Here is a 14,108-nt window from a genome sequence, read left to right as displayed (position 1 = left end):
AGCCCGTGGACTCCGCCGTGGCCGCCGAGCGGCGCGATGAGCTGCTCGGCGGGGCGTGGCGCTCCTCCGACGATCGGGCGTGGACGGTCTCCGGCGACGCCGATGGGCTGCACGTGCTGGTCGCGGAGGCCCGGACCGGCTACCAGTGGCGCACCGCGTCCTCGCTGTCGGAACCGGGTTTCGAGGTCGACCAGTGGATCGGCCACGGCTGTGTGACCGGCTCCGGGCAGCGCCTGGTGGTGGTCTACGCGCCGCGCACCTTCACCAACCGCGCGGAGCTGTTCGACCGCGGCGCCTTCACCGCGGTGGTGGACCTGGAGTCCGGGCAGGTGCGCAAGCTGCCGGTGCGCTCCTCGCTCGCCTACTACAACCCGGGCTGCGGCGCGGGCGAGAAGGCGATCGTGACGCAAGAAGGCGGGGACGCCCTGGACAAGACGCGGGTGCTGGAGGTCGACGCGGTCACCGGTGCCCTCGGCAAACCCATCGAGACACCGGGGCAGCTGACCTCGGCCGTGCCCACGCCCGCGGGCATCGTGGCCGCGGACCGCCAGGGCCTGGTGCGGCTGGCGGCCGACGGCGCCCGGCGGCTGGTGGCCCGCTCGGCGAGTGTTCCCTTCCTGCTTCGCCCCGACTCCGACGGTGGCGTGGTGTACCTGGACCGCGAGGGCGATCAGGGACTCGTCCGGCGGCTCGCCGCCGACCGCGGCGGCAGCACGACCCTGGCCAAGGGCGAGCTGACCGAGATCGGGCTCACCGGCGGGCCGACCGGCTCCGTCGTGATCACCGGCAAGGCGCAGCCGCTGACCAGCCTTCCGCGCACGGTCAGCAGACCGGAGGTGCCCAAGAACACCGAGCTCTCCACCCGGGGCGGACTCGCGCTCACCCGCGTGGCCGACGAGGAGCCCGCCACGCCCGGACCGCACCGGGTGCGGATCTCCGCCACCGTGCCGCAGACCGGGAAACAGGTCGAGTTCAGCGTCGATCCCGCGGCCGTCCAGGCGCCGCGGGCCGGCAGCGGCCGGCTCGCGCACCCACACCTCGATGGCGGTGCGCCACCGCCTCGTGGGCGCGACTCCGGCGAGCCGGTGGAGGCCGAGCGGACCTGCTCGGTGCCGCGCAACGATGTGCGCAACCAGGCGATGCAACCCAAACCCCGCCAGGTGGAGTGGGCGGCCAACCAGGCGGTGCGCAACGTGCTCACCGTCGCGCGGCCGGCGAACTGGAAGAACCTCGGCATGCCCGCCTACTCCCCACAGGGTTTGTTCCCGCCCAGGGAGCTCCTCGGCGGCGGCTTCATCCCGGCCCAGGTCATGTTGGGCATCCTGGCCCAGGAATCCAACCTGTGGCAGGCATCCCGGCACGCGATGCCAGGGGTGACCGCGAATCCGTTGATCGGCAACTACTACGGCATCGACTACTACAACCGGGGTCCGGACGGAAAGCCGATCGAGACTGACGACTGGGACATCCGCTGGGCTCTGGCCGACTGCGGCTACGGTGTCTCGCAGTTCACCGATGGCATGCGGCTCAAGGGAAAGGAGAAGGAGGGGGAGACCGCGCTGCCCTACCAGACGCAGCGGGCGGTGGCACTGGACTTCGCCGCCAACATCGCCGCTGGCGTGCACGTGCTGCAGGACAAGTGGAACCAGACCAGGGGCGCGGGCCTGGTGATCAACAACGGGGACTCTCGCTACTTGGAGAACTGGTTCTTCGCGGTGTGGGCCTACAACTCCGGGTTCCACCCCGACCGCAAGGACGGCTCCCCCTGGGGAGTCGGCTGGTCGAACAACCCGGTCAATCCGAAGTACCCGGCCAACCGCACCCCGTTCCTGGAGGTCAGCTACGACGACGCCAGGGTTCCGCACCTGTGGCCGTACCCGGAGAAGGTGATGGGCTGGGCCGGGCATCCGCTGCAGTCCTTCGAGGGTCCGGACAAGCCGATCGTGGGCTATCGGCAGGCGTGGTGGCTGGGCGACTCCGGCACGGCGGTGCAGAACCGCAAGCGGGTCAAGCCACCCGCCACTCTGTTCTGCGATGACACCAACTGGTGTCAACCTGGACAGAAGTTCGTCCCTGACGACCCCGGGGAACCCGGCAAGCCCGGCAGCGGCGTGATCGGCGAACCTGCTGGTCCCTGCGCGCACAAGAGCGTGCGGGACAAGTACGACCTGAAGTGCTGGTACAACCGCCCGGCGACCTGGAAGCAGTACTGCGACCAGGAATGCGGCCGGGAGACGCTGCGTTTCGACCCCGGCTACGCCTACCAGGAGGACGCGGCCAGCTATCCACCCAAATGTGACCGCGGGGGCCTGCCGGACAACGCGATCGTGGTCGACGACGTCCCAGACGACGCACCCGTGGTGCGGCCGGAGTGCGCGGCGCACCAGTGGCGGAGCGAGGGCGAGTTCACCCTGGACTTCGCCTCGGACGCCAAGGGACTCTATCCGTCCAAAGTGGACTTTCATCAGATCGGCGCCGGGTTCGGCGGGCACTTCTGGTTCGGGCACACCCGCAAGAGCGGCGACGAGGGTGGCAAGCTGAAGACCACCGGGACCTGGACGCTCAACCGCGGGCTGCCCGGCTGGACCCGCGTCCTGGTCCACCTGCCCGATCACGGCGCCCACACCCAGCAGGCGCACTATGAGATCGACACCGGGACCGGGAGCTTCACCAAGGACCGGTACCTCTCCCAGGCGGGACTGGCGAACCGGTGGGTTTCCCTTGGCGTGTACCAGCTCTCCGGCACACCCCGGGTGCGCCTGAGCACCGTCACCCAGGACGGCTACGGCAAGGAGGACGTCGCCTACGACGCGGTGGCCTTCCAGCCACTGCCCGGCAAGCCACGGCACATCGTGGCCGCCCTGGGTGACTCCTTCAGCTCCGGCGAGGGCGCCAAGGACTACTACCGTGAGACCGACAACAACCACGGCACCGCGCAGTGGGCGGCCTGCCGCCGCAGTCGCAACGCCTGGGCGCGCAAGCTGGTACTGCCCGGCTTCTCCGGCGGCCTCGGCAAACTCGCCGACGAGTGGCACCCCAACGCCGAGCTGGGTTTCATCGCCTGCTCCGGGGCCAAGAGCTGGCACGCGCGCGGCAAGGCGGGAGTCGAGGTCGTCAGGGACGTCTTCCCGACGTCCTGGCTCAAGCCCGCGGAGTACGAGACGGGTGACGGCCAGTTCCGCGAGATCGCGCAGGTGAAGTCAGGGGTGCTCGACGAGCACACCACCCTGGTGGTGCTCTCCATCGGCGGCAACGACGGCGACACCTTCGCCAAGGCCCTGGCAACCTGCGTCACGCCGGTCTCGCCGTGCCAGGACACTCTGGTGCGCGACTGGGGTCCGGTGATCAGGACTCACATGCCGGAGATGGTGGCCACGGTCAAGGAGATCGCGGCGAAGGCGCCCAACGCGCAGATCATGTTGATGGGCTATCCACCGCTGTTCAGCGACAAGACCACCTGCGCGGGCGCCCAGACGGTCAGCCTGGAGGAGGCCAAGGCCGCCAACAAGCTGGCCGAGGAGATGGCGAACATCCAGCGCGCCGCGGTGGAGGAAACCGCCAGGCGTGGCATCAAGGTCGCCTACGCCGACTCCGCCGCGGAGTTCAAGGACCACGGCGGCTGTGATGAGACGCCGTACATCAACAACATCTCCATCGGGCCGAACGGCCCCGGGGATTTCCACTCCGGCGACAGGAGCAGTCTGTTCTGCATCCCGCTGACCGGGAAGTGCATCAGCCGGGAGAGCTTCCACCCCAACGCGGTCGGCACCACCGGTCTCGCCTGGGCCATGGAGGCAGCGCTCCGACGGGTCCGGTACGGCGAGCCCGGGCCGCCGGTCTTGGGCGCGGGCTGACGGTGGCTCGGCATGGCTTCCGGCGTGTCCTGGCCGGGAGCCATGCTGGGCGCCCAGCGCCGGAGCTGTGGTGGTGATCGCGCATTCCCAGTCGTCGCACGGCATCCCGGCTCCCGGGCACCTGCTGGGCCCCGGCAAGCGGGAGCAGCGACCGGTAGACCAGCGCGAGCCGTTCCGGCTTCACCAGCGCCCCCGATCCGGCTTGTTCGTGTCCCCTGACGCCCGCTGACCCCTGCCCAGGAGCCCCGCGTGTTGGTCCGGTCGGACGTTTCACCGCGCCCAGTAGTTCCATCAATCGACTGTGTCAGTTAACACGATCGAATGACATGGTCGGTCGACAAGGTCGCTTGTACGCTGCTGGCAAGCGACCCTGCGCCGGAGGAAAGGCAGCTCATGACCCACGAGGCCCTGCGTGGAACCGAACCGGTTCCCCAGCGTCCCGCCCTGCCCCTGGTCGGCCACGCGTTCGACATCCCCAGTGGCGTCGACGGCCTGTACTACCTGATGAAGCAGGCCACGGAGCTGGGGCCGTTGTTCAAGCTCCGCGTCTTCGGCAACGAGATCAACTTCGCCTCCGGCCTCGACCTGGTCACCGAACTGGCGGACGAGAGCCGGTTCCGCAAGAACGTGCACGACACCATCGTGATCCTCCGGGCGATCGGTGGCGACGGGCTCTTCACCGCGTTCAACCACGAGCCCAACTGGCGCAAGGCGCACGACGTCCTGATGCCGGCGTTCTCCCTTGGCGCGATGCGCGGCTACCACGCGACGATGCGCCACGTCGCCAGGGAGCTGATCGGAAAGTGGGACCAGGCGGCGGGTACCGAGTCCGTGGACGTCCCCGACGACATGACCCGGCTGACCCTCGACACGATCGGCCTGTGCGGTTTCGGCTACGACTTCGAGTCGTTCAGCCGAGCGGAACCGCATCCCTTCATCGCCGCCCTGTCCCGGGCGCTCGGCTTCGTCCAGAACAAAGAGGAGTCCATCCCCGGCACGGAGCTGTTCAAGTGGAAGCAGGCGGAGCAGTTCCGCGAGGACGTGACCCTCATGGAGCAACTGGTCGACGAGGTGATCCGGCAGCGCCGGGCCTCCGGTGATCAGCGCACCGACGACCTGCTCGGGCGCATGCTGCACACCCGTGACCCGGTGACGGACGAGACCCTGGACGATGTCAACATCCGCTACCAGGTGATGACGTTCCTCATCGCCGGCCACGAGACCACGAGTGGCGCCCTGTCATTCGCCATCTACTACCTGACCAAGCACCCCGAGGTGCTGGCCCGAGCCCAGGCCGAGGTCGACGCCTTGTGGGGTGACGCGGACCTCCCCGAGCCCGACTACGGGGACATCGGCAAGCTGTCCTACATCCGGCAGGTGCTCAACGAGGGCCTGCGGCTGTGGCCGACGGCGCCCGCCTTCGCGGTGGAGCCGATTGAGGACACGGTCGTCGGCGGCAAGTACGCCGTGCGCAAGGGCGGTCCGATCCAGATCCTCATCCCACAGCTGCACCGCGACCCCGCCTGGGGCGAGAACGTCGAGTTGTTCGATCCCGACCGATTCCTGCCCGAGCGCGAGCAGGAGCGTCCGGTCCATCTGTTCAAGCCGTTCGGCAGCGGTGAACGGGCCTGCATCGGCCGCCAGTTCGCGCTGCACGAGGCGACCCTGGTGCTCGCGCTGGTGATCCACCGCTACCGCCTGATCGACCACACCAACTACCAGCTGAAGATCAAGCAGACACTCACCCTCAAGCCCGACGAGTTCACCCTGAACCTGGCCCGGCGCACCAGCGGCGAGCGGCGCCTGCCGACCGTCACCGCGAGCAACGCCCCCGCCGCCGGGGACCGTCCCACCGCCCGGCGCGCCAAGGGAACCGCGCTGACCCTGCTGCACGGCTCCAACCTGGGCACCTGCGCGGGCATCGCGGGCGATCTGGCCGTGGACGGCGAGGAACGCGGGTTCGCCCCCGCCGTCGCGGCCCTCAGCGACGCCGTGGGCAAGCTCTCGGCCGACGGCGGACCGGTGGTGATCGTGGCCGCCTCCTACAACGGCAGGCCCACCGACGACGCCACGGAGTTCCTCACCTGGCTGGCGGACCTGGAGCCCGGCTCGCTCGACGGCCTGCGGTACGCCGTGCTCGGCGTCGGCGACCGCAACTGGGCCGCCACCTACCAGCGCGTGCCCACCCTCATCGACGAGCGGCTGACCGCGGCCGGCGCCACCTCATTGCTGGAGCGCGGCGCCGCGGACGCCGCCGGAGACTTCGCCGGCACGGTGGACCGGTGGTCCGGCGAGCTGTGGACCGCTCTGCTGGAGCGGTACGGGGTCGCCGGGGAAACGACCGCCGCGGAGCCGGAGGCCGACCAGGAAGCGGGACTGTACGAGCTTCAGGACGCGACCGACTCGGTCATCGGCGGCCTCGCGGCACGACACGGCCTGGCGCCGATGGAGGTGCTCGACGCGTACGAACTCGTCGACATGAGCCGCGAACTGGGCCGCTCCAAGCGTTTCCTGCGGCTGCGGCTGCCCGAGGGCGTCACCTACCGCACCGGCGACCACATCGCCGTGCTGCCGAGCAACCCCGGCGATCTCGTCCAACGGGTCGCCGACCGCTTCGGCCTCGACCTGGACCGCACAGTCCGGCTCCGTGCCCGCCGTCGCAGCCGGGGCGCCCTGCCCGTCGACCGGCCGCTGACCCTGCGGCGCCTGCTCACCGACTTCGTCGAACTACAGGATGCCGCCACCCAGGAGCAGGTCGCCGTGCTCGCCGAGCACACCACGTGCCCGCCCGAGAAGCGGCCCCTGGCGGAGCTCGCGGCGGCGGACGCGGAGACCTTCCGTGCGCAGGTGACCGTCGCCGGACGCAGCGTCCTGGACCTGCTGGAGTGCTACCGGGCCTGCGAGCTGCCGTTCGAGGTCTTCCTGGAGCTGTTGCCGGTGCTGCGCCCGCGCCACTACTCGATCTCCTCCTCCGCCAGGGCGGCACCCGGCGAGGTGGACCTGATGGTGTCGCTGCTCGCCGCGCCCCACCGCGCCGGCGAGAGCACGTTCCGCGGCGTCGCCTCGCACTACCTGCAGACCGTGAACGCCGGCGACACCGTCCAGGCCCGGGTGCTGCCGTGCAGCGAGGCCTTCCGGCTGCCCGAGGACGAGTCGGTGCCGGTGATCCTGGTCAGCGCGGGCACCGGCCTCGCCCCCTTCCGCGGCGCCGTCCTCGACCGCCGCCACACCAGGTCGACCGGAACGCTGCTGTGCTACTTCGGCTGCGACCACCCCGACGTCGACTACCTGCACCGCGCGGAGCTCGAGGCTGCCGAGGCCGCCGGAGAGGTGAGCATGCGGCCCACCTTCGCCTGCGCCCCCGAGAACGGTGCCCGCTTCGTCCAGGACCGCATCAGGCAGGAGCGCGAGGAGGTCTGGGCAGTGCTGGAGACCGGCGGACGTGTCTACGTCTGCGGCGACGGCCTCCGCATGGCCCCCGCGGTGCGGGAGGCGTTCATGGCGATCTACCGAACGCACACCGGTGCGGGCGAGGAAGAGGCCACCGCCTGGCTGGCCGCGCTGATCGAGTCCGGCCACTACGTGGAAGACGTCTGGGCCGGCTGACCACCCAGGTCGCGATGGCCGACGCCCCTGTCCCCCTTCGAAACGTGTTTGTCGCACACTCGGCGCTCCAGCGAGGGCGGTCGCGCTCATCACCGGAGTGACCCTGTTCCAGCCTGCCGTCAGCTCGTCGGCAGCGTCACGAGCTCCATTCGGCCTCCGGCGAGCGCGACGACAGCCGAGACCAGGGCCTGCAGACAGGTGAGTTCGGCCGCCTCGTCGGGCAGCGAGAGATGGTGCATCGAGAGGCCGTCGAAGCCGGCCAGGAAGAACCGGGCGAGGGTCTCCGCAGGCTGGGCGAGCTGGTGACCGGTGCGCTCGGCCGCCTCGGCCACCAGCTTCGCCGTCACGGCCGTCACCTCGCGATAGTGGCTCTCCAGGGCCTGCTGCAGCCGCGGTGACCGGAGCGCGAACATGAACAGTTCGCTGAGCAGCTGGTGGGTGGTCGGTTGCTCGCGCAGGGTCCGCCACAGGGCGGCGGCGAGTGCCGCGACCGTCTCCTCGAAGCCGCCGTCCCCGTGCGCCGCCCGTTCGACCTGTGCGATCAGATCATGGGTGAGCTGCTCCATGACGGCCCGGTACAGATCTTCCTTGGTGCCGAAGGTGTAGTGCACCGTCGCCTGGGCCACGCCCAGCTCGGCGGCGATGGCACGAGTGCTTCCGGCAGCTACGCCTTCCCTGGTCATGAGGTCGACGGCGGCCTTGATCAGCTGAGGGCGGCGCTCTGCCGCGGAAACATGGGCCATTGAGGCATTATATTGACTTAGTCCAGTGAGCAAGTCGATCGACCAAGTCATGGCTTTCGGACACTCGATCGCCGCGACACAAGAGAACCTGGTCACTTCCAGGCCTGGATGAGGATGCGGTTCTGGGTGGTCCTGATTCCTCGGCCGGTAGCCCACCGCTGACAGATCCGGTCGATGACCGTCTTGTCCGCAACCGGGTCGAAGCCGCGGATGGTCGAGGTCTGCTCCAGCAGCAGCTCCAGGCCGGCACGGGCGTAGTAGGTCGCCCAGAACCCCTGTCGCACTTGGACTTGGTCGAAGAACCCGGCGAACTCTTCTTCGTACCCGCGGGCGCGTTCGCCGGCGGCCAGGTCGGCGAACTGGCCGCGGAGGCCGTGCTCATCGGCGCCGAACTCCGTCTTGAGGTTCGACTTGTCGCGGTCGCCGATCTTCTCCAGCACTGCCCGGCCGCCGGGGCGCAGCACCCGGCTGATCTCGCTGGTGTCGTGCGGGGCCAGCATCACCGTGACCAGGTCGAAGGAGGCGTCCGGGAACGGGAGCTGCTCGGCGCGGCCACCTACGACGAGCGCGTTGTCAGCCGTGCCGGCCGCGATGTTGGCTTGGGCCTGGGCCAGCATGCGCGGGTTGGGCTCGACGCCGACGACCTGTCCGACCAGCGGAGCGAGGGCGAGGGTCTTGAACATCGTGCCGCATCCGATGTCCAGCAACCGGTCGGTGCTGCGGGCCAGCGCGGTGATCTCTTCGCGGAGTTGCCAGGGCGGGGGTTCCTGGTCGCCGCGGAGCAGGTCGGACTCGTACGCCTCGGTGTAGCCCATCCCGGCATCTTCTCAGCTCGTACTTGAACCGGTGCCACAGTGGAACCGCGGTGACTGGGTGAGGTAGGCGGCGTGGTCAGAAGGGGGCGGCTTCGGCGATCCTGACCTGCCGGTAGTCGCTGGCGCCGCTGGGGGTCAGTCTCATCAGCATGCTTCTGCCGAGGGTGCTCTCGCTGATCCCGGCCGACCAGCGGCCCGGGGTGTCGAGTGCGCCGTAGATCCTGCGGTACTCGCAGTCCCGGGTGAAGCCGCGGCGCTGGGAGTCGAAGTCGTTGCCGAACTTGTAGTACAGCTCGAACGGGACGGGCAGGCCGGAGAGGGTCACCGTGCTGTCCCTGCGCACGAAGACGCTGGCAAGCGGACGGGCGGGGTCCTCGCCGGCCACGGCGGAGACCACGGCGTCCAGCTTGCCGTTGTTGTTGGCGATGGTCACCGTGGTGGGGCCGCCGGGGCCACGTTGCAGGAGCTCGCCGTTGCCGGGCCTGCGGGTCTCGAGCTCGGGCATGGCCGGTTCCGGTGGCACCGGCCAACCGGCGAACTGGACGTTGACCTTGGCGAATGCCTCGGGCAGCGGCGAGGTGGTGGGGCGGCCCAGGGTCCGCCGGGTGGCGACCTTGGCCTCGTGCAGGCTGAGCGCTTCCGGCGAGGGCACGCCGCAGGAGTTCTTGCCGGTGCCGGAGATGGGCGTGCGCAGGTCGTTGCCGAAGGAGGACAGGTCCTCGATCAGGCTCCGGTGGGGCGCGGCGGCGGACTTGGGCGGCGCGAACGCGCTGAAGGCGGTGTGCTGCTCGCGCAGCACGGTGCTGAGCCGGCCGCGGATCTGGTTGACCTGATCCAGGGTGGTGGCCGGGTTCAGCTGCTCGGTGAGCGGACGGATCGCCGCCACCAGGCCATCGAGCTTCTGCTGGTAGTCCGCGACGCTCAGCTCGGGCGGGGCGGACGGCTTGGGCGGCTGTTGGGACCCGCCGCAGGCGGTGGCGACCAGCATCAAAGCGCAAGCAGCGGCGGCGGCCCGGACGAAAGAACTCCCCATCCGCACAGCCTAACGCGCTAGTGCGTTTGCCGTCCGGGGGTGCGCTGCCGCGGTGATACGCGCTTGAGAACGAGCGGATAACCGGTCCGCCCAGACTGACCAGCGTGGCTGAGAACCCTGGGTACCCCGCGCCACTCCTGCGAGGGAGCGGCCTCACTCTCGCGGGTGACCCCGTGCCGGGCGGCTGAGGAGATGGTGGTCCAGTGACTGGTGACGGATGCGAAAGGCATGGTCAATGAGGCACGGCAACAAGCTTCCGCCGGGACAACGCCGGGTCGAGGGGTTCCCCAGGTTCGGCACCCACCTTTCCCGGCCCGCCCCGCCCGTTCCGCTCGACCCGGTGATCGAGGTGCGCGGGGCGGTGACCAAGGAGTTCGACCTGTCGCTCGGCTCGCTGTTGTCCTTGCCCCGCAAGGAGATCACCGCCGACTTCCATTGCGTGGCCGGCTGGTCGGCAACCGGCCTGCGCTGGGAGGGTGTCTCGTTTGCGACGTTCTACCGCGCTCACCTCGAACCGGCGTTGCCGGCCGGAACATCGATCACCCACATCACGTGTCGCGGACTCGACGGGTTTGCCGCCACGGCGACGATCGAGGACATCCTGGCCGAGGACGTGCTCATCGCGCAGAACCTCAACGGCCGCCCGCTCGACAGTGACCACGGCGCACCGGTCCGCCTGGTCAGCCCCAGCCAGTACGGCTACATCAACGTCAAACACCTCTCCGGCATCGAACTCCTGACCACGGCTCCGGCAAATACCGAAGGCCCTCTGCTCAAGAGTCATCCCCGGGGCAGGGTGTGGGAAGAGGAGCGGCACGGTCTGCTCCCGGGCCGGGTGGTGCGACCCTTCTACCGGGCGTTGATTCGTCCCATCAGGTTCCTCAGTGCCCGTGGCGCTCGCGACCGTCAGCCAGAGCGGCCCCGCTCCTCGAACTGACGGCTGCGCACCCTCCACAGTGGACACCTCAAGCGCCGATGGTGGCCCAGAAGGCGCACTGATGTGCGCTCCAGGCGTCCACCGGCCCGACACCGTCGGCGCCAGTGCGGAACTCCTGGGAGCGCGGTGCGTCCCGGTGCACTGGCCGCCAGCGCGGAGCCTGGCCGTTGGGATCGCCGGTGCGCGCGAACCGGGTCCAGTAACCGATCATGGTGGCGGCCAGTGCCCGCTGGGGTTCGGTGTGCGGCACCAGTTTTCCGTTCCAGTCCACGGGTTTCCCTGCCATGTCGAACAGGTAGGTCAGTTCCGCGCCGTGCCCGGCGCCGTCGGGCATCGAACCCGGCGGCAGCGGTGCGTACGCCGGTGCGGTGCGGTCGGCGAACTCGTAGGCATAGGCGGGCATCCGCGCGGCGAACGCGCGTGCGTCACGCAGCTGCGGGCAGGCCATACTGCGGTCGGTGTCCAACGCCGCCCAGGCCAGCGCGGGGCTGTCGTGGTCCGCCAGCGGATAACGTCGCCGCACGAGCTCGGCCTGTGCGCCGAAGGCCTGCTCGGTGAGTGCGTGGAACCGCTGCTCGGTGATCGGCTTGTCGGGCAGCTCGGACCAGGCGGTGACCAGCCGGGCCTCGTCGCGGGTGTGCCCGGTGAGCACGGGCACCCGGTGGAAGGCCCCGGCCGCGACCGCGTGGCCGGGGTCCAGCGGCAGAGTGGCGGTGCCTGCGGCCGGTGCGCCGAACTCGGTCATCCTGCCCAGCAACGCTTCCGCCGGCAGTTCGCGCAGGCATGCCAGCGCGTCAGGCCCGGCCGGGCAGCCCAGCTCGGTGGCCGCCTTGGCGCCGCTGGCCACCACCTCCTGCCGGGTTGGCCAGTACGAGCGCGCCCCGCCCCCGGCACGGGCGGGTTCCGGCGTCGTGCCCCAGATCTCCGGCACGATCCCCCAGCCGGGGAACGAGCAGCTGCCGCTTTGCAGGATCACCTTGTCGAACAGGCCGAGTGCCCGCGGTGAGGTCAGCTGGGCGCAGCCGTCGATGCCGCCCGCGGACTCCCCGAACAGGGTCACGTTGTGCGGGTCGCCGCCGAAGGCCGCGGCGTTGTCCCGCACCCAGCGCAGCGCCGCCTGCTGGTCCAGCAGCCCGAAGGAGCCTGAGTCGGCCAGCCCGGGGTGGCCGAAGAAGCCGAACACACCGAGCCGGTAGTTGATCGTCACCACCACGACGTCGCCGCTGGTGACCATCCGTTGGGCGTCGACCTCGTTGCCGGTGCCGCCGAAGTTGCCGCCGCCGTGCAGCCACACCATGACCGGCTTGGGCCAGTGCCCGCGCAGCGGTGTGGTCACGTTGAGGTGCAGGCAGTCCTCGCTGCTGTGCTGGATCTCGCCAACGGCCTGCCGGCACGGCGGCGCGAACTTGCCGGCGTCCCGTACGCCCGGCCACGGCCGCACCGGTCTCGGCGCGCGCCAGCGCAGCGGGCCCACCGGCGGCGCGGCGTAGGGCACCCCGGAGAACCGGCGCACGTGGTCGTCCACCACGCCACGGACAAGCCCCGCGGTGGTGCGCGCAGTGTCTCCCCCGGTGTGACCGGCGGCCGTCGGAGGTCCCGTCGGCAGCCCTGCCGCAAGTCCTGCCACCACCGTTGTGACCACCGCCGCGAGTCGCCACCTGACCATCGCCGTTCCCCCGTCCGATCGGTTCTTCCCTTGGCCTGCCCCGTGATCCGCGCGCTCCGTCAGCAGATCTCCCGGGCCACCCAGCCTGCTGCCCGGTCACCACCGCCACCAGCGGCGAACGGGCAACCCCGGTGCGCCACTCGGTCAGCCTCGCGCGACGAAAGTCAGTCCCGGCGCGACGAAAGACCGGTCCTGCGGCGCGGACGGCACACCCGCGGCACCGGTCGACCTACCATCGCGCAGTGGTCGAGAACCCCCGCCTGGTCCGCTGGCTGCCGCTGCTCATGACGCTGCTGGCCGTGCTCGGCGCGTGGTTCGGACTCGTGGTGCTGCCCGGCCCGCCCAGCTCCCGGGCACTGCCGATCGCGCTCGGGCTGCTCGCGCAGCTGGCCGCGACCGCCGTGGTCACCCGGTTCCGCACCTCGCCCCACCTGGCCATGGCGGCGGTGACGGTGGTCGCGACCTCGTTGCTGTTGCTGGACTCCCCGTGGCGACCGCTGCTGATCGCCCAGGGCGTGCCGTGGGTCCCGCTCGCCCTGACCTGGGCCACGGTGCTCACCGTGGAGCACGCGCGCACCCCGCGCCAGCTGCGGATCGCCGCGGCGTTCGCCTTCGGCTATCCGCTGGCCGCGGTCGTGCACACGATGCTGGACGGCGCGGGCCCGTCCGTGCTGAACCTGCTGGCCAGCACGGCCACTCCGATCCTGGGTGGCGTGGCGGTCAGTCTGGCTGCCAGGCTGCAGCGCGCCCGGCGGGACCGGGTGGCCGCGCTGGCCAGGGACCGGGCCGAGGTGGCCAGGCGGGCCAGGGAACAGGAGCGGCAACGGCTGGCCGCGGAGATCCACGACAGTCTGGGGCACGTGCTGACCCTGCTGGTGTTGCACGCCAACGCGTTGACCGTCACCGCCGCCGAGGCGCACGCTCGCGCCGCCGCCGAGCGGATGAGCCGGCTGGGCAACGACGGCCTGGCCGAGCTGCGCAAGCTGCTCGACCTGCTCGGCCCGCCCGAGCCGGCCACATCGACACTGCACACGCTGGTGGCCGACGCGCGTGCCGCCGGGCAGGACGTGCGACTGGACCTCACCGGTGGTCTCGACCGGCTGCCCCCCGCCCTGGCCCGTACCGTGGACCAGGTGGTGCGGGAAGGACTGACCAACACCAGACGGCACGCCCCGGGGGCGCCTGCGCAGGTGCGGATCACCATCGGTGACACCGTGGAAGTGTTGGTGCGCAACGAACTCGGCGGAGCCGGCCCCAACCCTGGCTCCGGTCGCGGACTGACCGGCCTGGACCGGAGCGTGGCCGTGCTCGGCGGGACCTGCGAGCACGGGCCCACTTCGGAGGGTGGCTACGCTCTGCGCGTCAGCCTGCCCATGGGCGGCGCTGCCGAGCCCGATGAGCGAGATTCTGCGGGGACGGTGGACCAGCGGTGAGCACGCATCCCGGACCGGTGC

The 14,108-nt window shown here is 70.5% G+C and carries 8 protein-coding genes; 4 read left to right on the top strand and 4 right to left on the bottom strand.

Translation table 11 applies throughout. The features are described 5' to 3' along the window. The first annotated feature begins 2,327 nt into the window (after positions 1-2,327). The gene (locus ACWDY5_RS00540; protein WP_449720492.1) at positions 2,328-3,854 is read left to right on the top strand and encodes a golvesin C-terminal-like domain-containing protein; all 1,527 of its coding nucleotides are present in this window, start codon (positions 2,328-2,330) and stop codon (positions 3,852-3,854) included. Between the two features lie 393 nt (positions 3,855-4,247). Beyond that, the gene (locus ACWDY5_RS00535) at positions 4,248-7,460 is read left to right on the top strand and encodes a bifunctional cytochrome P450/NADPH--P450 reductase (protein WP_449720228.1); all 3,213 of its coding nucleotides are present in this window, start codon (positions 4,248-4,250) and stop codon (positions 7,458-7,460) included. 119 nt (positions 7,461-7,579) lie between these two features. On the opposite strand, the gene ACWDY5_RS00530 is transcribed toward ACWDY5_RS00535, so the two are convergent. The 3 genes from ACWDY5_RS00530 to ACWDY5_RS00520 form a co-directional block, all read right to left on the bottom strand. Beyond that, positions 7,580-8,203, bottom strand: coding sequence for a TetR/AcrR family transcriptional regulator (locus ACWDY5_RS00530; RefSeq protein ID WP_449720227.1), 624 nt, complete (start codon positions 8,201-8,203; stop codon positions 7,580-7,582). 92 nt (positions 8,204-8,295) lie between these two features. Further along, on the bottom strand, positions 8,296-9,018 hold the full coding sequence (locus tag ACWDY5_RS00525) for a class I SAM-dependent methyltransferase (protein ID WP_449720226.1): 723 nt from the start codon (positions 9,016-9,018) through the stop codon (positions 8,296-8,298). A 76-nt stretch (positions 9,019-9,094) separates the two neighbouring features. Next, a complete protein-coding gene (locus ACWDY5_RS00520; protein WP_449720225.1) occupies positions 9,095-10,051 on the bottom strand; it encodes a hypothetical protein in 957 nt (318 codons plus the stop codon). A 340-nt stretch (positions 10,052-10,391) separates the two neighbouring features. On the opposite strand from ACWDY5_RS00520, the gene ACWDY5_RS00515 reads away from it, so the two are divergent. Next, positions 10,392-10,988 carry a molybdopterin-dependent oxidoreductase gene (locus ACWDY5_RS00515; RefSeq protein WP_449720224.1) on the top strand — a complete coding sequence of 199 codons (597 nt, stop codon included), beginning with the start codon at positions 10,392-10,394 and terminating at the stop codon, positions 10,986-10,988. Between the two features lie 28 nt (positions 10,989-11,016). On the opposite strand, the gene ACWDY5_RS00510 is transcribed toward ACWDY5_RS00515, so the two are convergent. Further along, positions 11,017-12,654 (bottom strand): carboxylesterase/lipase family protein, encoded by a 1,638-nt coding sequence (locus tag ACWDY5_RS00510; protein WP_449720223.1) that lies wholly within the window; start codon positions 12,652-12,654, stop codon positions 11,017-11,019. Positions 12,655-12,896: 242 nt separating this feature from the next. Between ACWDY5_RS00510 and ACWDY5_RS00505 the strand changes: the two genes are divergently transcribed. Next, positions 12,897-14,087 carry a sensor histidine kinase gene (locus ACWDY5_RS00505; protein WP_449720222.1) on the top strand — a complete coding sequence of 397 codons (1,191 nt, stop codon included), beginning with the start codon at positions 12,897-12,899 and terminating at the stop codon, positions 14,085-14,087. The last annotated feature ends 21 nt before the right edge of the window (positions 14,088-14,108 follow it).

The organism is Crossiella sp. NPDC003009, assembly GCF_053591555.1.
This window is presented reverse-complemented; position numbering and strand designations above follow the sequence as displayed.

Coding starts and splice junctions, on each gene's coding strand:
- ACWDY5_RS00535 (WP_449720228.1), top strand. CDS start 4,248: ATGACCCACGAGGCCCTGCGTGGAACCGAACCGGTTCCCCAGCGTCCC.
- ACWDY5_RS00530 (WP_449720227.1), bottom strand. CDS start 8,203: ATGGCCCATGTTTCCGCGGCAGAGCGCCGCCCTCAGCTGATCAAGGCC.
- ACWDY5_RS00525 (WP_449720226.1), bottom strand. CDS start 9,018: ATGGGCTACACCGAGGCGTACGAGTCCGACCTGCTCCGCGGCGACCAG.
- ACWDY5_RS00520 (WP_449720225.1), bottom strand. CDS start 10,051: ATGGGGAGTTCTTTCGTCCGGGCCGCCGCCGCTGCTTGCGCTTTGATG.
- ACWDY5_RS00510 (WP_449720223.1), bottom strand. CDS start 12,654: ATGGTCAGGTGGCGACTCGCGGCGGTGGTCACAACGGTGGTGGCAGGA.